This is a genomic window from Thermostichus sp. OS-CIW-30 (assembly GCF_054060215.1).
Map to the genome: position 1 here is coordinate 84,105 of NZ_JBSSCZ010000001.1, position 22,225 is coordinate 106,329.

Consider the following 22,225-nt stretch of genomic DNA (forward strand, 5'->3'; position numbering starts at 1 on the left):
CTACCAATTTTCTGCTTTGCTTTGGCTACCATGTTGGCAGACTCGAAAGTAAACAGAAAGATCAACTGGTAGTAATCCGTACTGAACATATTATACATTATTTTCAGTATAGTTGAGCTTATTATTGACTAGAGTCATGCTCCTAAAAGCCCTCTAGCCTAACAGGCAGCGCGAACCCCTCCTCCCTGAAGCGTTTTGCTCAACTTTTGCTCTAAGGTTGCACGGCCATCTCCAGGGATCCCCGGTGTACATCAGCGTCATCATTCCCACCTACAACCGCCGTCCCATTTTGGAGCAGTGTCTGCGGGCCCTGGCGCAGCAGCAGCCCGGCCCCTACGAGGGCTACGAGGTGGTGGTGGTGGACGATGGCTCCACCGATGGCACAGTGGAATGGCTGCAGAACAACCCCGTTGGCTTGCCCCAGTGGAAACTGTTGCAGCAGGAGCACCGCGGCCCCGCCGCTGCCCGCAACCTGGGGTTTCGCCACGCCCAGGGATCCCTCATCGTCTTTATCGACAGCGACCTGGTGGTGGTGGATCACTTCTTGGCCAGCCACGCCCAGATGCTGCGGCGGCACGGCGTTACAGGGGATCCCCGCTCCCCCCACGAGGCTAAGGTCTTCACCTACGGGCGGGTGATCAACACCAGCAATTTTCAGGATCCCCGCTCCGAACCCTTCAAGCCCACCGATTTTTCGGCAGCCTTTTTCGCCACCGGCAACGTGGCCATTGCCCGCCATTGGTTGGAGCTGGCCTGCGAAACCCCCGCCGGCCCCTTTGACGAGCGGTTTCACCTCTACGGCTGGGAAGACCTGGAGCTGGGGGTGCGGCTAAAACGTTTGGGCCTGCGCCTGGTCAAGTGCCCCCAGGCCACCGGCTACCACTGGCATCCGCCCTTTGAGCTGCAGCAGATCCCAGGATTGATTGAGCGGGAACGGCAGCGGGGCCGCATGGGTATTCTCTTTTACCAAAAACACCCCACCTGGGCCGTGCGCCTGATGATCCAACTGACGCCCCTGCACCAATTCCTGTGGGGCCTTTTATCCCTGGGGGGCTGGCTGAACGAGAAGCGGGTGGAACCGCTGCTGCGCTGGTTGATCCGGCATGGCCGCTCGCAGTTGGCCTTGGAGCTGTGCCGGATTTTTTTCCTCAACTGGTACAACGTGCAGGCCGTTTACGAAAGCTACAGAGCGATGAAGGCGCGAAATAAGGGGATCCACTCGGCTTGAGCTGCCACCAGGGCGGGGTAAGTGAGTCGGCCATAATCCTTGCCGGGAATGAGAGGCTGGCCGGGATCCGGATCGGCACAGCTCAGGGGTTCCCAAACGGCGCCGGCCCCCTTGACAATGGCCCACACTGCCGCCACATCCCAGATCTTGGGCGAGCGTTCTACCGCCCCCAAAAGGCTGCCACCGGCCACCGCCAGCAGGTTGTAGGCAGCGCCCCCCAACATCCGCGCTTTGCAAGGGAATTGCGGGCTAATCCAATGGCTGCTGCGGGAACAGAAATTGAACAATTGGTTGGGGCCGGGTGAGGCGGTGCTAGGACGGATTGGCTGGGGACAGGCGGGATCCCGGTCGTGGCGGGTGAGAAAAGCTCCTGCTGCTGCATCCCCAGGAAACCGAGGCCAATAACCGTAAAAAGTCTGGCGGATGGGCGGCAGATGGACACAGCCAAACACCGGCACGCCCCAATGCAGCAAAGCCAAGGAGCTGCCCCAAATGGGGATCCCACGGGCAAAATTGGTGGTGCCATCCAAAGGATCCACTACCCAACACCACTCCTTCTCGGGAAAAATGTGGTTGGATTCCTCGCTCAGATAACCGTGATCGGGGTAGGCAGCGGCAATGGCCCCTTGAAAAGCGCGATCCGCCCACTGGTCAGAAGAGGTTACCAAGCTGCCGTCGGCTTTTAAGGACTCCGTCCCGCTGGCGCGAACCGTAGGGTGGGCCTGGCCAAAGTCTGCCAAGAGCTGGGATCCCACGCTGGCCGTAGCCTGCAAGGCAAACTCGGTAACCTCCAGCCAGAAAGGGGATAGAGCAGCAGTTGCAGAAGGAGCACTCATGCCCCAATCCTAGCGGGATCCCTGGCTTTTGGGGTGGAAAAGGGGTCGCAATGGCAGCGGATCCCTCACCAGCAGGTTTTAAGCCCCTAAGCTGACTAGAATCAAATCATAGGTAAACTCCCCAGCTGGCCACCCTCCTCCATGAACCAGCGCCTGATTGGACAACTGATTGGCAACCGCTACCGGCTGACCCGCCACATCAGCGAGGGTGGCTACGGCAATGTGTTCGAGGCGGTGGATACCCAGCTCAATGACGAGCTGGTGGCCGTCAAGTTGTTGCGCCCGCCGCCCCCGGACATGGGCCCAGAGTACTACCAGCAACTGCAGCAACGCTTCATGGATGAGGCCAGGGTCAGCGCTCTGTTGGGCGAGCACCCCAACATCGTGCAGGTGCGCTCTTACGGCCTGTACCAAAACCAGCCCTATCTGGTGATGGAGTACCTGAATGCCAAACCCTACAGCGGCCAGGGGTTGGACTATGTGCTGGCTCGGGAAGGCCCCTTGCACCCAGAGCGAGTGGTGAACTTGGCTCTGCAAATTTGCTCTGCCCTGCACCACGCCCACAACTTTCAGATGGATCTGGGCAAGCACTCCATTCGCGGCGTCATCCACCGCGACATTAAACCCAGCAACATCTTTGTGCAGAAAGGGCCCGATGGGAAAGAGCGGGTCAAGATCCTGGACTTCGGCATTTCCAAGCTCATGGGGGAGACCTCTCGTGGCCTGACGCAGACGGGCTATTTTTTGGGCACGATGGTCTACGCCTCGCCGGAGCAAATGCGCGGAGAAAAGCTGGATGGCCGCTCCGACATCTACTCGCTGGGGGTGGTGCTGTACGAGCTGTTAACTGGTGCGTTGCCCTTCGAGCCGGATACCGACACCTTGCAAGGCTGGTACCACGTCCACAACTTTCAAAAGCCCCGCCCCTTCCAAGACCACAAGCTAGCCCACCCCATCCCCGCTGCCCTGGAGAAGGTTGTCCTCCAGTGCCTAGAGAAAGACCCTGCCCTCCGCCCGGCCAACATGGAAGTGCTCGGCCAGCAGCTACAGGCTGTCTATGGAAACAAGATCGCCCCTCCTGCCCCGTTCATTCCCTCAAGTTCATCTCCTGCATCTCCAGGTGTTCGTCCCCAGCGGATCCCGACCGGATTTGGCCAGCCGACTTCCCAACAGCCGATGGGTCGAGCCGCCCCAGACGAGGAAGAAAAGCTACAACGGGCGGTAAGGCTGATCGAGGCAGGCGAGTACAAGATGGCCGTCCATCTGCTCAATGAGCTGATCCAGAGCGCCCCCAACGAAGCCCGCTACTATCTCTACCGCGGCCTGGCCCACCAACGGCAGGGACATTGGGGCCTTGCCCAGATGGATTATCAAGGGGTGCTGCGGCTGGAGCCGGGTAACCCTTCAGCGGAACAGGGGCTGCGCGAGGTGGAACAGAAGGTTGGGCAGGAACATGTCAACAGCAAGTCCGGCTCTCATCTGTTGGATGCACCCCTGAATGCACCCCGCCTGGGCAAAGGGTCGGCGTTGAGTTGGCTCTTGGCCAATTTGGGGGCGGCTGGGATCGGCTACCTGGGGCTGGGGGCATCAGCGCCTCTGCTGGCGGCTTTGGGATCGCTACAAGAAGCGGTGGCTGGAGCCGGCCTTGGCTTGCTGATGGGGCTGCTGCAGTGGGCGGTGTTGCGGCGGCAGGTTTCGGTGGGATGGGTGGCTGCAACTTTGCTGGCCACGGCTTTGGGCTGGGCGGCGGCGGATTTCCTCGCTCCCCAGGTGGGGGTAGCAACCTCTGCTTTTAACCCGACGGATCCCTGGCTCCAAAATGTCTTGCAGGCAATGGGAGATGCGCTGCGCGGTTTGCTGGTGGGGGTCGGCGTTGGTGTGCTGCAATGGGCCTTGTGGTCTCAGCGCTGGAAAGGTAGCCGGGCTTGGATCTTGGCGGCAGTTGCCGAAGGGGCAGGATCGGCTCTGTTGATGGGTTGGCTGCTGGACAATACTACCTTGAACAGTTGGCTGCTGCTGATCGTGGGGCTACTGGCCAACACGCGCCCCCTTAGCGCAATGGTGCTTTTGAATTTGCGCCGGATCCCTCCTGTTCAAAGTCAACAACAAGCCCCTTAGCCCACAGGGATCCCATCTGAGTTCTCTCTCTCAAGAAGAGGGAAAGACAGGAATCAAAACCGCTCATTATTTTTCTCACGATTTTTCTCACGGTTACCGGGGAGCGCCGTGAGATCCCCAGCTCAGAGCTACGCGACTGGTTGTAGGGAGTAGGGTCGTTTGAGCTACTGAGAAAAGCCCTATGGCCCTGTGCATGCAACGTTTTGGGTGTGGGCCACTGTCCTGGCCTAAATTTCAAGAGGGCAAGGATGCACGCTATAGAGGAACTTTCTAGCGGAGCTATTGCACCGGCTAGTGTCTCATTGCCATTTGAATTGACTATGAGTGCTGCTGCAAAACCAGGAACCAGAATCCTCGCCCGGCGAGTATGTTATGACTCTGAGCTGGAAGCTGTTTTCGAGTAAAACTCACGCATTTCTGTAAACCACTCCAATCGCGAGGGATCCCAGGTGTAGAACATGTGTCCGCCGCGATAATGACGTAGGGTGAGGTTGGCCTTCAACCGCGGATCCAACTTCATCAAATCCACCAGGTGATTCGAGGCAAAGTAGGGCGTGACCAGGTCGTAAAAGCCATGATGAATGCTCACCCGCATGTGGGGGTTGAGGGCCATGCTGCTGCGCAGCTCGTCCATTGCCCCGATGAATCCTTGCTTAAACTCTCCTTTTGGGGTGAACCGCCAGGACTTGAACACCTCCAGGTTCAGTAGGTGATAGGTCAACTCCGTTTCCACCTGCAAGGTCTCTCGCAAGTGGCTGTTGATGGCTGCCGTGAACAGGCGATCGATCCCATCCAAGGTGGGATCGGATCCCTCGAAGGTAGGCCGATCCGGAAAGGGATCCACCGTGGTTACAGAAGCATCGTAGAGCCCCAGCACCAGTCGCTGCGATCGCAACAGCTCGCGGGCAAAACTGGCGATATCGATCCGCCCGCCTTTGTGGGCTACATATTCTGGAGATAGGCCGATCCCTGCTGCCATTTCCTGATACACCGCTTGCCGTTCTGCCTCTGGCATCGCCTCTCCCATAGCCAAGAGGGGCAGCAGACGTTGCCGGGCAAAGTGTTCTGCTTTGGGCAGCAGGATCTGCAAATCCTCCCCCCAGCCACACCGTCCATGATGGGCTGCTGTGGCCACATAGGAAGGGAAAAGGGCTGCCCAGGTGCTGAGGTTGTAATCGTTGGTCTCCAGCAACCCAAACTCAATCGCAGGCGAGATGAGAATGGCCCCCGACAGGCCCACGCCAAACTTGGATTGCAGCTCCTTGGCCAGCCGCGCCACCCGAAACCCACCGTAACTCTCGCCGGCAATGAAAATGGGGGAGAGCCAGCGTTTGTATCGGGAAAGAAAGCCCTGAATGAATTCTCCCAAGGATTGCAAATCCCGCTCCACATCCCAGAAGGGCGATTCCTTAGGAGGCTCCTCCGCCTTAGCATCCGGCTGAGGGGGCTTGGATGCCGGATCGGATTTCTCCCGGGAATCTTTGGGGTCTTGAGAATCCTTGGGCAGGGCGCGGCTGAACCCCGTCCCCACCGGATCGACAAAGACCAGGTCGGAAAAGGGCAACCAACTTTCGGCATTGTCCACCAGCCGCACCGGGGAGGGGGGCAAACTGCCGTTGGGCCCGAAGCCAATCCGTTTGGGCCCCAGCGCTCCCATGTGCAGGTAGGCAGAGGCTGCCCCAGGCCCACCGTTGAACACAAAAGTGAGAGGGCGGTGCTGAGAGGCGGAGTCTTGCTTTAGATAGGCGACGTGAAAGATCTCGGCCACCGGCTTTTCCCGCTGGAAAAGGGTCTGCCAACCGGCCAGCGCTCTGTAGGTAAAGCTCTCCTCTCCAGCCGTAAACCTGTGCTCGGTGGAGGAGAGGGGGGAAGTGGGCTTAGATTCAGTAGCCATGAAATGAAAACAAGGATCGGCAACTTGATCCCCAGTGAATCACAAGTCGCCGACCCTCAACACTCCCAGAGGAATCTCCAAACGGCACCTCACAAAGTCAGCGGAGCTTCCAAAGTTAGATTGAAAGATTGGCCGGGGCGCAGCACCACCACCTGGGGAGCGGTAACATTGCCCACCACCACTCCGGTCACGGCGCCTCCTAAGACATTGCCCACCGAGACTCCGCCCGTGATCGCCCCCAAAATGGCCCCTGCGGCTGCCCCAATGGCTGCATCTTGAGCAATGGCCTCAGCCGAATACTGACGGGGATCCTTTTCGTCGTGGAGGATGTTGGAGGAAGCCCGCAGGCTGTAGGTACGACCGCCGAGAACAATGGAAGTGCCGACAAAGCGGGATCCGCCCGGTGCAGGTTCCATCTGTCCAAAAATGCGGCTACCCGCCGGGATCACCAAGCGCCCCTGGCTGTCAAAAATGTTCTGAGTAACGGCCACTTCCAGGGGATAGACGGTGTCGGGATAAAAGTATTGCGGCCCTTCGCTACTCAGGCTGCCGACCGGGATAATCGTCCCCTGCTCAAGGCGGTAGGCACCCAATTCAAAAAGCGGCTGAGCCGAACTGGGCAAGGGGGCCAACGCAGGGATCCCGGCCAGGCCAATAAGGGCTGCTGTTAAGATAGCTTTCATGAGTAGAGTCTCCGATGCTTCTCCAAGTTCTGCCGAGTTCTGAGCAGTTGCCTGAAGCTATTCCAAGTCAATTTGCTTCCTTATCTCAACTTCTCTCCGCTTCTAGGTTACCGAATCCTTCCTGAAGCTTGTTTTCCCCCACAAGTAGATTTGTCTTCAACTGTTGGCAGTTTGGGTGGCCATCCTGCAGCACAACGCCTCTTAGAAATGCTGGAAGGCTTGTTGACGGCTGAGGGCCTGCCTGTCCTTCAGCCAGACGGTTCCCTGCGGATCCCAGCCTGTCACTTCTCCAATCCAAACGGCCCCTGGCAATTCTTCCAACAGATGCTTGGCCACCGACACCTCGGCACTGAGGAGCAGCTCAAAATCTTCGCCCCCATAAAGCGCCCACTCCCAGGCTTGGGCCGGAAAAGCCTGCCGCAAAGCTTCTGAAATCGGGATCCGCTCCACGGCAATCCTTGCCTCCACCCCACTGGCCTGACACACCTGCACCAGGGCATCTGCCAAACCGTCGCTGGTATCCATGCCGGCAATGCGCAAGGGATCCGGGATCCCTTCCAAGAGGGGCACCAGATCCAGGCGCGGGCGTGGGTATTGGTGAGCCCTGATCAACTGCTCGCGCTCGGCTGCCGTGGCTGAGGATCCCTGTTCAGGATGGAGAAGCAGCTCCAAGCCTGCCCGCGCATCTCCGTGGGGCCCTGTTACCACCAGCCAATCGCCGGGTTGAGCCCGTCTGCGCTGAATGGCCCGCCCCGGCTGCACCGATCCCAGGGCCGTGATCGCCACAAATCGATGCGGCGACCGACACAGATCCCCTCCCACCAGTTGGCATTCCCAGCGGGCGCAACAGTCCCGCATCCCTTGATAAAGCTCCTCCACCCAAGCGACCGGCGTGGAGCCCGGCAAGCCCAAACCCACCACCAACGCCTGCGGACGGGATCCCATCGCGGCCAGATCCGATAGATTGGCGGCCACCGCGCGCCAGCCCACCGCATGGGCCGGGGTCGTCAAATCGCTGAAGTGAACTCCCTCCACCAACACATCGGTTGTCACCACCAACTGCCCCTCCGGAGCAGCTAACACCGCCGCATCGTCTCCCACCACCTGGGCCGGACAGTAGCGCTGCACGATCTGCAGCAGCCCCGCCTCCCCAATTGCTGAGATGGGTAGGGGGGAAGGATCGCCGTTTTGTGGAGAAGCACTGTCAGGAAGACCGGAGAACAAGACAGACCTCTGAGGGTAGCGAGGATAACACAGCTGCAAGATCTGGTGGATGCTGGAGTCTTGTTGGATATTTCCAAGGATCCCGCCTGCACGCCACAGGCAAGCTGGAGAATTCTACCCCGCCGTCCGCTGTCCAATTAGGGCATAGAAGGGATCCCCGCCTCCGCCTGCCCAAAAGCCCAGCCAACCCATAGGGGCAGGCCGCTGGATCACCTTCACCACCGCAAACCCTGGCACCGACTCAAAATAGCGCCTGACCAACTCCACTCGCCCCGCCTCAGAGTTGTCCCGCCAAGCCTGGATCGCCTTCTGGAAAAACATGCGATTGGAGAAGCTGACGATGAAGAGGCCCTGGGGCTTTAGGATGCGATACACCTCGGCAAACACCTGCTCCGGCTGCTGCAGATACTGCACCGAGACCGTGTTTAGCACCGCGTCGAAGGATTGATCAGGGAAGGGCAGACTTGGGTTTTGGTTCAAGTTTTGGATGAAGAAGTGATCCAGCCGGGGGTTGGCCGCCAGTTCCTCAGGGTTCATCCCATGCCCCTCCACATGGGCAAACTCCATCTCAGGCGGCAAATGGGAGACCCAACTGCTCATCAGATCGAGAATCCGGGTCTGGGGCCGCAAATGCTCGCGGTATAGATCGGTGAGCTGGCCGATGAAGCCAGAATCCACATGAGTCACGAAGCGAGGATAGCTGTAAAAGAGGGCATCGTCGCTGGGATCCAACTTGGAGCGCTGCCAATCCTTGAGCACCACCATGGCCAAACGGTTGCAAATCTTAATCAAAGCTAACATTTTGGAAGCTTCGGAAAAGGGGTGGGCGTGATACCTTAGCAGAGCAACAGTGGCCATTTCGCGAAGGACTCTTTGCCGTGATGTCTGTGTCTCACCCCTCTTCAGCGGCTCCTTCTTCTTCTGGGTCTAACTTTGGCCTGCGGGAGTACGTAACCGAACTGCAGCTCCACATGGCTCTGCAGGCTCGCAGCCTTACTCCTTCTCTCAGCGTTTCCCCAGCCCAGGACAGCCCCCTGGCTCTGGTGCAGCGGGCACAGGCAGCTATGGAGAAGTCCGTTTCCCGCCAGTGGCTTTGAGCGGCACAGCCTGGGCAGAGATGCTCAGGCCAAGCTTTTGCGCAACACCCCCTGCACCAGTAGAACCGACACCCCCACAAACCCCGTCAAAAGGCCCAGGGATCCCGCCAGGGTGAGATCGCCCCAGGGAGCCTGCAGCACCACATCGGCCCAGCTCCAATGGCTGCTGCGGTAAACATGGCGAATGGGCTCGATGGCAAAGGTGAGGGGGTTGAGGCTGGCCACCCAACGCAGCCAGGTGGGCATAAAGCTCAGGGGAGCCAAGGCCGTGCTGGAAAAGATCAGGGGCAAGTTGACCAAAAAGATGAAAGCCAGCAATTGCTGGTGCCCCGGCATGGCAAAGGCCAAGCCCAAGCTCAGGGCCGTGAAGCCCAAGACCAACAGGCCCACGATCAAGGCCACCACCGCCAAGCCTGGCCCGTCGGGGATCCCGGCCCCAAGGGCGTAGTCTGCCCCCACAATGACTGCCGTCTGCAGCAACGCCAAGCTGACGATAAACAGGCTAGAAGCAAGAACAATGGAAAAACGAGAGGTGAGGGGAGCCACCAACAACCGGTTCAAAAAGCCAAATTCTCGGTCGAAAATCACCGGCACTCCGGCATTCAAGGCTCCACCAAAAGCCGTAAACACAATGACTCCCGCCCCCAAAAACTGGGTGTAGTTTTGTCCGGCCCCGAAAATGCCGGCAGGAGCATTCTGAAACAAGGCTCCAAATAGAATCAGCCAGAGCAACGGCTGGATAATGCCGGCCAGCAAGGTTGTGGGGCGACGCTGCAGTTGGATAAACAAGCGGCGCGTGAGGGCGAAGGTCTCCTGCCAAAAGTCAGCCGTCAGAAGGGGGATCGGGTTAGATTGAACCGGGGAAGAGGCAGAGGTCATACCCAAGCTCCTGTAGAGTTGTGATCAATGAATGTGTGATGAATGAATGCAGTATCTAATCCATCAACCAATACAACCAATAAATATCTCGATATGCCTTTGTACAGGGATCAATGGGGCTCGAGCATGAGGTGATGAAGTTACTTTTTCTTTTTGCCCAGATTGGCCTCGGCAGCGGCCAGCTCCGCGTCCATCAGGGTTTGCCCGGTTGCCGCCAAATACACATCATCCAAGCTGGGACGAGACTGGGTGCTGCTGAACACCTCTAGCCCATGAGCCTGCAAGTGGGCGCGAATCTGGCTGAGGGGATCCTCCCCATTCCGCTGCACCACCAGGTTCAGGGCGTTGCCCTGGGCGCTGTTGATCACCACCTTCTGGACAAAGGGCAGGGATCCCAGCAGTTGGGCACCCCGCTGGGCCAGTTCTGCCGGGGCAAATTCCTGCAGCTTGACGGTGATGCGCTCGCCGCCGACGCGGGTTTTCAGCTCCTCGGGGGTTCCCTCGGCAATCACCTTGCCCCGGTCGATGATGGCCACCCGATCCGCCAGCAGGTCGATCTCCTCCAGGTAGTGGCTGCTGAGCACCACCGTGATCCCTGTGTTCTTGAGTTGGCGCAAAAAATCCCAGATGGCCAGCCGACTGGGAATGTCCAGGCCCACCGTGGGCTCGTCCAAGACCAGCACCTGGGGTTGATGGAGCAGTCCTGCCGCCAGATCCAAGCGTTTGCGCAGCCCGCCAGAGTAGGTACCGATGAGTTGGTCGGCACGGTCGGTCAGCCCCAGCAGCTCCAGGACGGCAACGATTCGCTCTTGGGCCAGGGGGCGCGGCAGGTGGTAGAGGTCGGCCTGCAACTGCAACAATTCTCGCCCGGTCAGCACCTTATCCAAAGCCACCTCTTGGGCAACAAACCCCAGTTTTTCTCGTACCGCTTTGGGGTTTTCGCTGGCCGGGATCCCGTACACCTCTATCCGGCCCGCATCGGGACGGAGCAAGGTGCAAAGGCAATGCAAAGTGGTGGTCTTGCCGGCCCCATTGGGGCCGAGAATGCCGTAGATCTGGCCGGGTTCCACCTGAAACGAGACGTCCGCCACGGCCACTGTGGATCCGTAGCGCTTTTGAAGTTGCTCTACCAAGACCGCAGGAGTATCTGACATGGGTATCCACATCTCGCTTCCTCTAGGCTATCAAGCCTGTTCGGGAGATGAGGCCAGGGATCGCCACCATTTCTTGCTCGTTGCCGCCAGCCCCCTAGGGATGGTGGGAGCTGAACCGAGGCTCACGGTATAGTGGTTCAGGCGAATCCGATGAGTGCAGAGGGATCCCCGCCCATCCTCAACTCAGCTAGAAATCGCAGGAGCCCCGCACTGTACCCGTAGGGTCAGTGTCGGGAGGAATGCGGAAGTTACGATAGAACCATGACCCAAGTCCTGACCGTCTCCTGTAAGCTCAAGGTGTCCCAGTCGCAGGCCGCAAAGTTGGACGCGACCTTGGATGCCTTTGTGCAGGCGTTGAACTGGGTCAACCAAAACACGCCCGAGAAAGTCACCAACGCCGTTAAACTTCAATCTCTGTGCTACCGCGAAATCCGTGCCCGGTTCGGCTTGTCCAGTAACTTGGCTCAGCAGGTCTGCAGACGGCTGGCCGGTGCCCGTAAGGTTGCCCGACAGAAAAACCGCCCCGTCAAAGCGTTCAAGGGGGGCTTCGCGACCTATGACGCTCGTATCTTTTCGTTCCGCGAGAAAGACTGGACGGTGTCGCTGACCACAGTGGAGGGTCGAGAGCGCTTTGAGCTGGCGATTGGCCGTTACCAGAGAGAACAGTTGGCAGGCTCCAATCCCAAATCGGCCACTCTGGTCAAGCGCAGAGACGGCTCCTACTACATCCAGATTTGCGTAGAGAAAAAACCACCCAAGCAACAAGATACCGACAAGGTGATCGGGGTGGATTTGGGAAGGATAGATATCGCTCATACCTCAGAGGGGAAGAACTGGAATGGACAGCAGTTAAACAAGGTACGAGACCACTACTCCCGGTTGAGGGCGGTACTCCAACGCAAAGCCAGTAAGGGCACCCGCAGTTCGCGGCGCAGATGCAGAGAACTGCTGCAACGGCTGTCTGGCAAGGAGAGACGCTTTCAGTCGCGTCAGCGTTGCGTAGCAAAAACGTGGGTCAATCATCGCATCTCCAAAGCTATTGTCTCTAGGGCAAAGACCACAAACAGCGCTATCGCTCTGGAAGACTTGACAGGGATCCGGGAAAGGGTCAATCAACAGCCACGCAGCAAAGCTGAACGGCGCAGGGCCAACAGTTGGGCGTTCCACCAGCTGAGGCAGTTTCTGGAATACAAGGCTCTGCGTGCAGGGGTTACCTTGATTCTGGTGCCGCCTGCCTACACGTCGCAGACCTGCCACCGGTGTTTGCACGTCCATCCCGATCCTACGCAATCCTATCGCAGTGGGAAGCAGTTCAAGTGTGGGCACTGTGGATGGGAAGGGGATGCGGACTGGAATGGGGCCAACATGATTGCCAAGCTTGGGGCTGTCGTAAACCAGCCTAGAGGCCCGTGGTTGGCTTGCCAACTGCAGGGCTACCGAAAGCCCGCCCTGTACTGCGAAGCAGTCAGGGCCGGGTAGTTTACTCCGGTTGGGTTTAACCCTCGCCAAGGTGTCTGTTGTGGAGAGGAGATGAATGCTGAAGCCAAAGCGTGCCTGCCGGCCCCTGCTGCCGACTTGTGGGAGCTCGGATTCCCCTATCGAAAAAGGATGCTCTGTTGTAGCTTATACAGCCTTGGCCATTTTAGCGCTTGGCTTGGTCGGTTGCGGCGAGGGAACAACTCCTCTGGGCCCCCTGGAAAATGTCTTCCTGCGGGCGGATGACCTGCGGGCAGATGATGATTTTGAAATCACAGGAGGATCCCCGGCAGCGGGCGCAGTGGGGCCCTACCTACAGTTCAACATGCGGCGGCAGCGGGATAACCAAATCCTAAATCGCCCCCTTAATGTCTATGTGGACAATGCCGGGCTGGCAGAAAGGCGGAATCCCCTTTTGGATAACCAAAACCGTCCTATTCTCTTACAGCGCTCGGTGGCCTTCTTGGGCAATGGGCTGGATCTGAACAGAGATGGCCAGCCGGATCTGCCCCCCAAAGAACCCCCCAACTTCACCAGTGGCCCGCTGCTGCCCTACACCCCGCCCAATCAGTGGCAAAGCCGGGCTGCCCTTGCCTATGTCCCCGGACAGGCCAATATCCCCGGACGGAGTCCCAGCGACCGCTTTGGCATCTACTTTTCTTCCATCCTGCCCTACACCGGGCAGCTTCGCTTTCGCGCCCGCGACGAGCTGGGCAATGCCTTTGCCCGCACCTTTGAGGTCACCTACCCGCCGGCAGCCAGCCGCGCCACGGTCACGGTTACCTTGGCCAACCTCACCGCCACTGCCCAAGAGCCGGTTCTCATTGCCATTTGTAACCAGTTGGGAGCTGCTGCCGTGGTGGGCCTGCGGAGTGGCACGTTCACCGAGCTGGTGGATCTCCTGCCGGCCCCAGGGCTGCCGGTGGATCCCACCTTGAGCGAGCCCATCCGCTATGTGGCCGAGGCTTATCAATTGAACCGCGATCGAGCCGTCATCCGCGTTTCCCAGAATCCCACGGATCCCAGCCGCATGAGCGTTCCTCTACTGGGATTTGAAGGGACAACCGGTCGGGCAGATCTGACGCTGGTGAACTCTGTAGGGGATCGGCTTACCTGCTTCAACGATCGGCTTTCGGATCTGCGGGATACGTTTTCTGACTTTTTCAGATAGTCAATTCAAATAGCAATGAGACACTGGCCAGTAGAATAGTCCGACTCGCAAAAGCAGGCCTTGTCACTTCATCAACAGAAGTTCCTCCATCTGCATGCATCCTTGCCCTCTTGAAAGCACTGCGGTCGCTTCAAACTAGATTGAGACGCTCCCCAAGCGTTCCGCGCTGCTTTTACCGACTCCCATACCCTTCCCTTCCGCTGTATGACCGGCTTTGTACGTCTGTGGGTCTGCTCCCTTCCTGGACATGCCCTACGACTCTCTCTCAGGTCAAGGCTTCTTTCTGAGGTCTACTGGCATGCCATTCTACCTGTAACGTCATCTCATCCTCAACTGAATTGACCATAGATCTGGAATCGTTTTACTGGTGTGCGAAGCAACTATACTTGCAATGTCGTGAAAGCGGCTCAACCGACAAAACCTCAGGGCAGATGCTGCAAGGCCAGCGCCAACTGTTCGTACTCTGCCAAACGGTTGTAGACCTGGGCCGAGATGCGTACCCAAAGCTGCCCGGCGAAGGGGATGATCGGAACCTCAATGCGGTACTTGTACCAGAGGTAATCGTGAAGCCGACGGGCGCGCTCCTCAAGAGGAAGCTCAGGGATCCACTGCTGCCAAAATGGCGGCAAGGGTAGGGTGGCCATAAAGCCCAACATCTTTTCGGGGGCGGGCGGGATCCCCTCAAGAGCCTCCAAGAGCAACTGCCGCGCCTGCAGCAGCAGAGTGTGGTTGTGCTGACGGATGTTGTCCAGTCCCACCCCTTGGATAAACGCCAGGGCTGCTGAAATGGCCAACCAAGCGCTGGGATCCCGTGTGCCCACCCAGTCGAACTCCGCTGTGAACCCTTGCCCAAAGCCGTGGGAGATCACCGTAGGATGGGTTTGGGCCTGTCGATAGGGGGCCACCCACAAAAAGGCACAGCCTTTCGGGGCAAACAGCCACTTGTGGGCATTGCCGGTGTACCAATCGGCTCCTAGCTTTTCCAACTCCAAGGGGAGAACTCCGGGGGCATGGGCGCCATCCACCAAAACCGGGATCCCGCGCTCCCGACAGAGGCCGATCAGCTCAGGCAGGGGGTAGATCAGAGCCGTAGGCGAGGTGAGGTGATCCAACACCGCCAGGCGAGTTTGGGGAGTGAGGATGGCCTCGAAGGCCGCGATAACCTGCTCTGGCCCCGCAATGGGGAAAGGGATCTGCGCCTCAACTGGGATGGCTCTCCACTGGGCACAGATGTACTGCAATGCCTGACGAACGGCCCCGTAACCGTGATTGGTGCAGGCGATCTGATCCTCTGGCCGGAACCGCAGCGAGCGCAAAACGGCATTGACCCCGCTGGTGGCATTTTCCACAAACACCAAATTTTCGGGTTCGGCCCCGACGAAATGGGCCAGTTCTGCTGCCGCCGCCCGCAAGGCTCGAGGAAGTTCCTCTCCCATAAACTGCACCGGCTGAGCCTCAAGGCGTTCCCGCCATACACTCTGGGCCTGCAACACCTTTTTCGGGGTCGCGCCGTAGGAGCCGTGATTCAAAAAAACGGCTTGCGGATCCAGTTCCCACAAGGAGCGTTCGCAAAGTGGCGCACAAGCACTGAGGGCAGCGCCAAAGTGGGGAGAATCGGATCCCAGGTTGGAGAAGAAAGGCATGGTTCACTCCCTCTGTCCCTGGACGATGCAGGAAAAAGATGGGGGAATTGCTGCGATCTGTGTGAGGGGTTTGCTCAGAAATCCGAAGATATCAACACCTATCAACACCGCTGATGTGGAGACCAATGGCATCTCGACTGAATGTCAGAACCTAAGGCTCTTTGAGACGGATTCTCTTAGGTTGATCTATTGGCCGTCACCCAATTCTGGGCCGAGATCCGAGATAGGGGCAATTTTGCTGAGCTTGATTTTAGGGTTGCTGGCAGCAAATTGCTGTAAAGTCCACTCGTTCTTAAACAGAAGAACGGGCCTGTCTTGAATATCTTTGACAATGAGGGTGTTAAACAAGCTGGGGATGTTCTCCAGCGCCTTCCAGCCATTCTCGACCCAGCGGGCCAGGGTGTAGGGCAACATCTCCAGTCGGGTTTCGACGTTGTATTCACTTTCAAGGCGATACTGCAAAACCTCAAACTGCAACTGGCCCACCGCTGCCACAATCGGATCCCGTTTGGAATCGTCGATAGAGTACATGATTTGTACAGCCCCTTCTTCCCGCAGTTCCGCTACCCCTTTCTGGAACTGCTTAAACTTGGAAGGATTGGGATTCTTCAAGTAGGCAAACAGCTCAGGAGAAAAGCTAGGGATCCCGGCGTAGCGCAGCTTCGGGCCGGTGTAGATGGTATCCCCAATGGTGAAGATGCCGGGATTATTCAGGCCGATCACATCCCCAGGGTAAGCTTCATCGATGGAGATGCGCTCTTGAGCAAACAACTTCTGGGGATAAGATAGGCGAATGGGACGATTGAGTCGGGCATGGTTGACCACCATATCCTTCTCAAACTTGCCGGAACAGATGCGCACAAAAGCAACGCGATCCCGATGGCGGGGATCCATGTTGGCCTGCAGTTTAAAGACGAAGCCCGTAAACTCAGGATGTTCGGGCGGGATTAGCCCAGCAGTGCTCTCGTGAGGCATTGGCGGTAAGGAATACTCCAAAAATGCATTGAGGAAAAGCTCCACCCCAAAATTGGTCATGGCACTGCCGAAAAAGACCGGGGTTTGTTTGCCAGAATGCACCTGTTTTAGATCCAAGGTGGGCATGAGACCATCCAGCAGTTCCAGCTCTTCCTTGAATTGGTAATACAAGTCCTTGTCGATCAACTCCTCAATTTGCGGATCCCCAAGTTTAATGACGGTATCTTGAACTCTTAGCCGCCCCCCAGATACCCGCTCAAAGAAATGAAACTCCTGAGTTCGGCGGTCAAATAGCGCAGTAAACCGCTCGCCTGAGCCAATCGGCCAGTTGACAGGATAGGGCTTGAGGCCCAGTTCTGTCTCAATTTCATCCATCAGCTCCAAGGGATCCCGACTTGGGCGATCCATCTTGTTGATAAAGGTAAAAATCGGCAGCCCCCGCATCTGACACACTTCAAACAGCTTGCGGGTCTGGGTTTCCAACCCTTTGCCGGCATCTTCCAGCATCACGGCATTGTCAGCCGCTGCCAGGGTGCGATAGGTGTCTTCGCTGAAGTCCTGGTGGCCGGGAGTATCCAGCAGATTGAGACGAATGTTGCGGTAATCAAATTGCAGGACGGTAGAGGTGATGGAAATACCCCGCTGCTTTTCCAGTTCCATCCAGTCGGAAGTGGCCCGCTTTTGCGCCCGACGGGCCTTCACAGCTCCCGCTTCTTGAATGGCCCCCCCGTACAACAGCAGCTTTTCGGTGAGGGTGGTCTTCCCGGCATCGGGGTGGGAAATGATGGCAAAGGTACGCCGTTGCTCTACAGCTTTGGTCAAATCAAGATCTTTCATCAACTGTTGCCGCTCCACTACAACCTGGTCGTTTTAAAGAAGATGACGTTGCAATGCTGTCCCCTAAACGATGGGAGAAATAGGGAGAAGATAGAAAAACAAAAGTGAGAAGTAGGGTGAATAATGCACTTGATGATAATGGGCTTGGGTTGCCGCCAGGTAGCGAGGGGGAGAGAGCACAGGCCGAAAAGCGCGAAAAGCCAACAGAACCATTTTGACCCTAGCACAGGAACAGGGATCCCTGTTGTCTGGCATACTGGCGGAGATCTTGAGGGGGAATTTCCCAGGCCAACCGGCCAGAACTCAAAGCAGATGCTGCTCGTTGTTGTTGCGCAACGCTGACGTGAAGAGCAGTTGCTCAATCGTGGCAATGGTGAAGTTTTGGCTGATCACCAGCCGCTCGACGCGAATGCGGTGGGCTTGCAGGAGGCAATCTTGCTGCAAGGGCTTGGGCAATTGTTCCCAATGATCCAGCAGGACTTCCAGCAAAATCTCGCCCGGTAGCCCGGTGGCGCTTTCCAGGGATCCCAGCTTTTCTACCCTCTCGGCAGACCATTTGAGGGTAAGCTTTTGCAGGCCCAGTTGTGCATCCAGAGCCTCGCGGGGATCCGACTGGGCACCCTGCCCATTGGGGGTGCCATTGCGGCGAACCCCATTGTCGGTGCAAGCAGTAGCAGGGGGCAAAAGCTCGGCTGGCTTTTCAGTTGGCAGCGAAGTATTGGCCCATTTGGCCAGACTGACCTGGGGTGGGGAGACAACCCTTTCCACCTCGACCGGAGCGGGCAACAAGCTGGACAAGGGATCGGCACCAAGATCCCTATCCTGAGAAAGAGCTTCAGGTGGGGAGAGCACACCGGCCAGGAGAGGAATCGGCCCTAGCTCTGGCGGGGTTGTGGGGCACAGACGGGACGAGGCCGCGAGAGATGGATCGGGCTCAATATCCAATGCCGCAGGGTGAGACAGATCCAGGGAATCCGTTCCCCTGTCGTCTTTTGGACGGAGCGGAGCATCAACGCAGTCGGCAGCCGTAGGCGCAAGTTCCATCGGCTCTGGCTGCTTATTCACCCCCATGCGCGAGAGCAGATCCGCCTTGGTGGGGCCGGTGGGCAATTTTTTTTTGGGAGGCTTCTTGGCAGTAGCCATGTTAGCGGGCCTCCAGCACAGCCTTGAGGACCTCACGATAAGGTTGGGCCAGGAGATCTTCCCCTGCCTCCGCCAACGACCAGCCCATGCTGTTGGTTTGCTGCACCACTGTACTTTGCCGCACCGGCGTGAAAATGGGGATCCCTTGCATCATTTCCGCCAAGGCTTCCACCGCGGCCCGCGACATTTTGGTGCGGTTGTTGCCCACCCACTGTTCCCGTGTGGGGAGCACCCCCAAAAACTTGGGCACATGAAAATCCAGCTCTTCCAATTCTTTCAACAGCACCAGGGTACTTAGGGCCCCCATCACCCCCTTTTGGGTACATTCCGTCGGCACCACCAGCAGATCGGCGCTGAGAATGCTGTTGTAGGTGAGCAACCCTTTCGAGGGGGGGCTGTCGATGACCAAAAAGTCATACTCCGGCAAAATCGGTCGCAAAGCCCGCTTCAAAAACAGCTCCCGCCCCGGCTCCATTACGATCGCATCCATAGCCCGCGAGAGACTGTAATCGCTGGGGGCCAACCACAGCCGCTCCTGGCGATCCTCATTCAACGGCGGACGGATAATCTCCCGAATGTGAACCCGATCCGCCCCCGGCAAAATCGTCTCGGCAATGGTGGCCGACTCCGACAGATCCGTCCAGCCCATCCACTGGCTCAGGTTGCCCTGTGGGTCAAAGTCAACGGCCAGCGTCTTGCCATGCTCGGCCAACATGATGGCCAGGTTGAGGGCGGCTGTGGTCTTTCCGGATCCCCCACTCAAACAGGCAACGGTGATGACAAGCGCCGTTCTGCCAGACATGAGTTATCCCCTCGTAGCCCATCCCCTAACACTATAGCTAGGGTTAAGCAATAGTGTTCACACTTCAGATAGGGATCCCGCCGCTGGGAATGGCCTACAGGGATCCAGCCGCTGGGAGCTGAGCTTCCTCAGTTCTTTTCGATCCTCGGATTGAATTCTCAGAGGGAAGACACAAACCGGTGCAGCCGCTGCAGCCCTTTTTCGAGGGTGGTGCGATCGGCAGCATAGGAAAGGCGAATGTAGGAATCTGCCCCAAAGGCTACCCCCGGCACAGCAGCCACGTGGTGTTCCTTGAGCAGCTGCCGGCAAAACTCCACCGAACTTAACCCGGTTTGGCCGATGTTGACAAACACATAAAATGCACCTTCTGGCTCCGGGCAAGTCGCCCCTGGCAAGGTGCGGATCCCGTCCAGCATCAGATCCCGCCGCTGCCAGAATTCTTGGCGCATTTTTTCCACAGCCGCTGCCGATAGGGGGCTGGTCAGGGCTTCCAGAGCACCGTACTGGGCGAAGGTGCAGACATTGGAGGTGCTGTGGCTTTGCAGGTTGATGGCCGCCTCAATGATGGGCTTGGGCCCGGCCAAGTAGCCCACCCGCCAGCCGGTCATGGCGTAGGCTTTGGCAAAGCCACTGCTGAGAATCAGGCGCGGCATCAAGTCAGGGCAAAGGGATCCCAGGCTGATGTGGCGGGCTTGTCCATAAACCAGCTTTTCGTAGATCTCGTCGCAGATCACGTACAGATGGGGGGCGGAGAGGATCACCTCTGCCAGAGCTGCCAGCTCGTGCTGGTGGTAAACGGCTCCGGTGGGGTTGGCCGGCGAGTTGAGAATCAGCAGCTTGCTACGGGGGGTGAGGGCCTGGCGCAGTTGGGCGGCGGTGAGCTTGAACCCCTGGGCCTCTTCCGTCTGCACCTGCACAACCTTTGCCCCTGCCAAAATGGCAATTTCGGGGTAGCTGACCCAGTAGGGAACAGGCAGGATCACTTCATCGCCGGGATCCAGCAGCACCATGGCCAGGTTAAACAGGGTTTGCTTGCCGCCGTTGCTGATCAGGATTTGGTCGTGGCTGAACTCCAGGCCGTTTTCCTGCCGCAGCTTATCGGCCACTGCTTGGCGAAGGGCGGGGATCCCAGCGGTGGGGCCGTAACGGGTTTTGCCCTCTTCCAGAGCACGGATGGCCGCGGCCCGAATGTGGTCAGGCGTATCGAAATCCGGCTCGCCCGCGCTCAAGCTACACACATCCAGCCCCTCTGCCTGCATGGCTTTAGCCAGAGCCGAAATGGATAGCGTGGGGGAAGGGGATAGATGGGCGACCCGTTGGGACAAGCCGGCAGCAGACACCATCGGTTGGGAAGCTCTTTGGTTTATTTTAAGGTTCTCAAGCAGGGCCAATCTAGATAGCTAGGCTACTGCGGTCAACAGGCGGGTACCATCCACCAACAGCAGTTTGTTGCCCTCTCGCTCTGCCAACAGATCCCAAAACTCGCCCGCCACAGCTCCGGGCAAGAACCCTTCCAAGCGCAATTGCAGAGGAGCAAATTGCTTGGTTCCCTGGGGCTTGCGCCGCACGGTCACCTCAACAAAGCCATCGTGGGGCTCGACAATGCCGCGGATGTTAAAGCCTTCCTCTGTGTCCTCAGGGGCAGGCAAAAACGGTTCTTCTTCCCACTCTGGGTCTTGCTCCTCTTCCGGCAGGGCCAGGATGCGGATGATGCTCAAGCCCAAAGCCCCCCCTGAACGCGGCTGCGGCTGCACGTAGTACCAGTAGGTATGGCCGCTCTTGATGCAGTGCTCGAAGGGGCCGAGAAGCTCGGCGCGTCCGGGGGTAGCCGGATATTCTGCTCCGTCAGAGGCAACCAAGGTTGCCTGCGCATAAGTCTTGGGGATCGATTTCAGGGATCCCTTAATCAGGCCCAAAGCGCGGAACTGGTAGGGGTGGGCGGGAGGAGGCAATGGGTTCATGGCGGCCAGATCTTGGAAAGCCAGGGAAGTAGAGTCCATCATCTTATCCTATGGCGATCCTCAGATTGGAATATCCAGGGCTTTCCTCAGCATCGCCTCCAGCTCATCGCCCTGCCGACTTGCGCACCGCGATCAAGCTGCTGGTGGTGCCCAGAAAAACCCCCATCCCCAACAACATCGACGGCAAGAGCCAAAACTCCAGTTGGCTGCGATCTGCCTGCATCACCTTGAGGAAGGGCAAGACAATCAACTGCTCCAGCAGCTCCTGCAGCAACTGCTGGGATCCCAAGATCAATCCCCAAGCTCCCACTGCGCTGATCACCCCAAACAGGCACCCTTGCAAAATAAAGGGCAAGTAAATCCAGGCTGCCGTCGCCCCCACCAATTGCATCACCTCGATCTCCCGCCGCCGCGCCATGACGATGAGGCGAATGGTGGTGGTGATGACCGCCACCGCTGTCAGGGCCAACACGCCGGTAATGGTCAGGGATCCCAGCCGTAGCATGTCCTGGAGCTGGGCCAGTTGCTCCACAATGCGGTCGCCGTAGTAGACCTCATCCACCCCTTCCAGTTGGCGAATCTGCTCCGCCACTTCCCCCAAGGCTTCGGTGGAATCCGCCTTAACCCGCAGAGCATCCACCAAGGGGTTCTCCCCCAACTGGGTTTCCATGGCCGCCTCGTCTTGGATCCCCATCTCGATCAAGAGGGTGCGCCAAGCTTGGTCTTTGGTGATGACCTTCACCTCGGCCACATGAGGCAGTTGGGCGACCTGAGGTTGCAGCTCCACCCCCTGCCGTTCCGGCTCCAGGTAGACGGAGATCTCCAGTTGTCCTCCCAGCGACTGCACCGTGGCATCCAGGCCCCAGGACAGCTCAACGCCGATCCCCACCAAGAACAGCAACACCAGCAGGGTGCTCACAGCGGCCCAGTTCAGCCAGCCCCCCCGCCGCAACCCCAAAAAAGTCTCCTGTAGGAGATAGCGGATTTTATTGAGAAATCGGGAGAGAGATTGCATGCTGTTCTCCATCCAACAATCAATGGGCTCAGACCCTTGCCCCCTGGAGCTCAACAGAGCCTGTGGAGAGCAAAATAGGGATCCCGGCA

Annotated in this window: 19 protein-coding genes; 5 read left to right on the top strand and 14 right to left on the bottom strand. The window is 58.2% G+C overall.

Features of this window, described 5'->3' with window-relative positions; all coding sequences use genetic code 11:
- Window positions 1-244: 244 nt before the first annotated feature.
- Entirely contained in the window at window positions 245-1,228 is a 984-nt protein-coding gene (locus ACVWZF_RS00430; RefSeq protein WP_011433457.1) for a glycosyltransferase family 2 protein, read from the top strand.
- On the opposite strand, the gene ACVWZF_RS00435 is transcribed toward ACVWZF_RS00430, so the two are convergent.
- Entirely contained in the window at window positions 1,183-2,064 is an 882-nt protein-coding gene (locus ACVWZF_RS00435) for an inositol monophosphatase family protein (RefSeq protein WP_011433458.1), read from the bottom strand. The two genes, ACVWZF_RS00430 and ACVWZF_RS00435, sit on opposite strands and share 46 nt — an antisense overlap.
- Before the next feature lie 141 nt (window positions 2,065-2,205).
- Here ACVWZF_RS00435 and ACVWZF_RS00440 point away from each other — a divergent pair, with 141 nt between their 5' ends.
- The gene (locus ACVWZF_RS00440; RefSeq protein ID WP_457410568.1) at window positions 2,206-4,182 is read left to right on the top strand and encodes a protein kinase domain-containing protein; all 1,977 of its coding nucleotides are present in this window, start codon (window positions 2,206-2,208) and stop codon (window positions 4,180-4,182) included.
- 370 nt (window positions 4,183-4,552) lie between these two features.
- Here the strand turns inward: ACVWZF_RS00440 and ACVWZF_RS00445 are convergent, their stop codons facing one another.
- The 4 genes from ACVWZF_RS00445 to ACVWZF_RS00460 all read right to left on the bottom strand — a co-directional run bounded on the left by ACVWZF_RS00445 (window position 4,553) and on the right by ACVWZF_RS00460 (window position 8,748).
- On the bottom strand, window positions 4,553-6,076 hold the full coding sequence (locus ACVWZF_RS00445; RefSeq protein ID WP_414424287.1) for a S10 family peptidase: 1,524 nt from the start codon (window positions 6,074-6,076) through the stop codon (window positions 4,553-4,555).
- Window positions 6,077-6,165: 89 nt separating this feature from the next.
- Window positions 6,166-6,759, bottom strand: coding sequence for a hypothetical protein (locus ACVWZF_RS00450; protein ID WP_457393955.1), 594 nt, complete (start codon window positions 6,757-6,759; stop codon window positions 6,166-6,168).
- Between the two features lie 201 nt (window positions 6,760-6,960).
- Window positions 6,961-7,983 carry a thiamine-phosphate kinase gene (thiL, locus tag ACVWZF_RS00455; RefSeq protein ID WP_457410569.1) on the bottom strand — a complete coding sequence of 341 codons (1,023 nt, stop codon included), beginning with the start codon at window positions 7,981-7,983 and terminating at the stop codon, window positions 6,961-6,963.
- Between the two features lie 114 nt (window positions 7,984-8,097).
- Window positions 8,098-8,748 carry a class I SAM-dependent methyltransferase gene (locus ACVWZF_RS00460; RefSeq protein ID WP_011433463.1) on the bottom strand — a complete coding sequence of 217 codons (651 nt, stop codon included), beginning with the start codon at window positions 8,746-8,748 and terminating at the stop codon, window positions 8,098-8,100.
- Window positions 8,749-8,864: 116 nt separating this feature from the next.
- Between ACVWZF_RS00460 and ACVWZF_RS00465 the strand changes: the two genes are divergently transcribed.
- Window positions 8,865-9,080: a hypothetical protein gene (locus tag ACVWZF_RS00465; protein WP_011433464.1), complete on the top strand. Its 216-nt coding sequence runs from the start codon at window positions 8,865-8,867 to the stop codon at window positions 9,078-9,080.
- 24 nt (window positions 9,081-9,104) lie between these two features.
- Here the strand turns inward: ACVWZF_RS00465 and ACVWZF_RS00470 are convergent, their stop codons facing one another.
- Window positions 9,105-9,959, bottom strand: coding sequence for an ABC transporter permease (locus ACVWZF_RS00470; protein WP_011433465.1), 855 nt, complete (start codon window positions 9,957-9,959; stop codon window positions 9,105-9,107).
- Between the two features lie 140 nt (window positions 9,960-10,099).
- Window positions 10,100-11,113, bottom strand: a complete 1,014-nt coding sequence (locus tag ACVWZF_RS00475; protein WP_457410570.1) for an ATP-binding cassette domain-containing protein — start codon at window positions 11,111-11,113, stop codon at window positions 10,100-10,102.
- A gap of 261 nt (window positions 11,114-11,374) precedes the next feature.
- Here ACVWZF_RS00475 and ACVWZF_RS00480 point away from each other — a divergent pair, with 261 nt between their 5' ends.
- Together ACVWZF_RS00480 and ACVWZF_RS00485 are read left to right on the top strand one after the other, a co-directional pair.
- Complete coding sequence (locus tag ACVWZF_RS00480; protein ID WP_457410571.1) at window positions 11,375-12,592, top strand: RNA-guided endonuclease InsQ/TnpB family protein; 1,218 nt, start codon at window positions 11,375-11,377, stop codon at window positions 12,590-12,592.
- A 154-nt stretch (window positions 12,593-12,746) separates the two neighbouring features.
- A complete protein-coding gene (locus tag ACVWZF_RS00485; protein ID WP_457410572.1) occupies window positions 12,747-13,760 on the top strand; it encodes a hypothetical protein in 1,014 nt (337 codons plus the stop codon).
- Between the two features lie 422 nt (window positions 13,761-14,182).
- Here the strand turns inward: ACVWZF_RS00485 and ACVWZF_RS00490 are convergent, their stop codons facing one another.
- The 7 genes from ACVWZF_RS00490 to ACVWZF_RS00520 form a co-directional block, all read right to left on the bottom strand.
- Window positions 14,183-15,319 (bottom strand): aminotransferase class V-fold PLP-dependent enzyme, encoded by a 1,137-nt coding sequence (locus ACVWZF_RS00490; protein ID WP_457410596.1) that lies wholly within the window; start codon window positions 15,317-15,319, stop codon window positions 14,183-14,185.
- Between the two features lie 270 nt (window positions 15,320-15,589).
- Complete coding sequence (locus ACVWZF_RS00495) at window positions 15,590-17,215, bottom strand: peptide chain release factor 3 (protein ID WP_414522144.1); 1,626 nt, start codon at window positions 17,213-17,215, stop codon at window positions 15,590-15,592.
- Between the two features lie 303 nt (window positions 17,216-17,518).
- The gene (locus tag ACVWZF_RS00500; RefSeq protein WP_414416760.1) at window positions 17,519-18,358 is read right to left on the bottom strand and encodes a hypothetical protein; all 840 of its coding nucleotides are present in this window, start codon (window positions 18,356-18,358) and stop codon (window positions 17,519-17,521) included.
- Window position 18,359: 1 nt separating this feature from the next.
- On the bottom strand, window positions 18,360-19,160 hold the full coding sequence (locus tag ACVWZF_RS00505; RefSeq protein WP_011433472.1) for a ParA family protein: 801 nt from the start codon (window positions 19,158-19,160) through the stop codon (window positions 18,360-18,362).
- Window positions 19,161-19,318: 158 nt separating this feature from the next.
- Window positions 19,319-20,503, bottom strand: coding sequence for a pyridoxal phosphate-dependent aminotransferase (locus ACVWZF_RS00510; RefSeq protein ID WP_041436608.1), 1,185 nt, complete (start codon window positions 20,501-20,503; stop codon window positions 19,319-19,321).
- A 57-nt stretch (window positions 20,504-20,560) separates the two neighbouring features.
- Complete coding sequence (locus ACVWZF_RS00515; protein WP_238376736.1) at window positions 20,561-21,163, bottom strand: hypothetical protein; 603 nt, start codon at window positions 21,161-21,163, stop codon at window positions 20,561-20,563.
- 61 nt (window positions 21,164-21,224) lie between these two features.
- A complete protein-coding gene (locus ACVWZF_RS00520; protein ID WP_011433475.1) occupies window positions 21,225-22,136 on the bottom strand; it encodes a cell division protein FtsX in 912 nt (303 codons plus the stop codon).
- Window positions 22,137-22,225 lie beyond the last annotated feature (89 nt).

Bases quoted from the DNA above. Each gene is read 5' to 3' on its own strand.
- ACVWZF_RS00500 (WP_414416760.1), bottom strand. From the start codon at position 18,358: ATGGCTACTGCCAAGAAGCCTCCCAAAAAAAAATTGCCCACCGGCCCC.
- ACVWZF_RS00445 (WP_414424287.1), bottom strand. From the start codon at position 6,076: ATGGCTACTGAATCTAAGCCCACTTCCCCCCTCTCCTCCACCGAGCAC.
- ACVWZF_RS00440 (WP_457410568.1), top strand. From the start codon at position 2,206: ATGAACCAGCGCCTGATTGGACAACTGATTGGCAACCGCTACCGGCTG.
- ACVWZF_RS00515 (WP_238376736.1), bottom strand. From the start codon at position 21,163: ATGATGGACTCTACTTCCCTGGCTTTCCAAGATCTGGCCGCCATGAAC.
- ACVWZF_RS00520 (WP_011433475.1), bottom strand. From the start codon at position 22,136: ATGCAATCTCTCTCCCGATTTCTCAATAAAATCCGCTATCTCCTACAG.
- ACVWZF_RS00450 (WP_457393955.1), bottom strand. From the start codon at position 6,759: ATGAAAGCTATCTTAACAGCAGCCCTTATTGGCCTGGCCGGGATCCCT.
- ACVWZF_RS00435 (WP_011433458.1), bottom strand. From the start codon at position 2,064: ATGAGTGCTCCTTCTGCAACTGCTGCTCTATCCCCTTTCTGGCTGGAG.
- ACVWZF_RS00495 (WP_414522144.1), bottom strand. From the start codon at position 17,215: ATGAAAGATCTTGATTTGACCAAAGCTGTAGAGCAACGGCGTACCTTT.
- ACVWZF_RS00465 (WP_011433464.1), top strand. From the start codon at position 8,865: ATGTCTGTGTCTCACCCCTCTTCAGCGGCTCCTTCTTCTTCTGGGTCT.
- ACVWZF_RS00460 (WP_011433463.1), bottom strand. From the start codon at position 8,748: ATGGTGGTGCTCAAGGATTGGCAGCGCTCCAAGTTGGATCCCAGCGAC.
- ACVWZF_RS00470 (WP_011433465.1), bottom strand. From the start codon at position 9,959: ATGACCTCTGCCTCTTCCCCGGTTCAATCTAACCCGATCCCCCTTCTG.
- ACVWZF_RS00475 (WP_457410570.1), bottom strand. From the start codon at position 11,113: ATGTCAGATACTCCTGCGGTCTTGGTAGAGCAACTTCAAAAGCGCTAC.
- ACVWZF_RS00505 (WP_011433472.1), bottom strand. From the start codon at position 19,160: ATGTCTGGCAGAACGGCGCTTGTCATCACCGTTGCCTGTTTGAGTGGG.
- ACVWZF_RS00510 (WP_041436608.1), bottom strand. From the start codon at position 20,503: ATGGTGTCTGCTGCCGGCTTGTCCCAACGGGTCGCCCATCTATCCCCT.
- ACVWZF_RS00480 (WP_457410571.1), top strand. From the start codon at position 11,375: ATGACCCAAGTCCTGACCGTCTCCTGTAAGCTCAAGGTGTCCCAGTCG.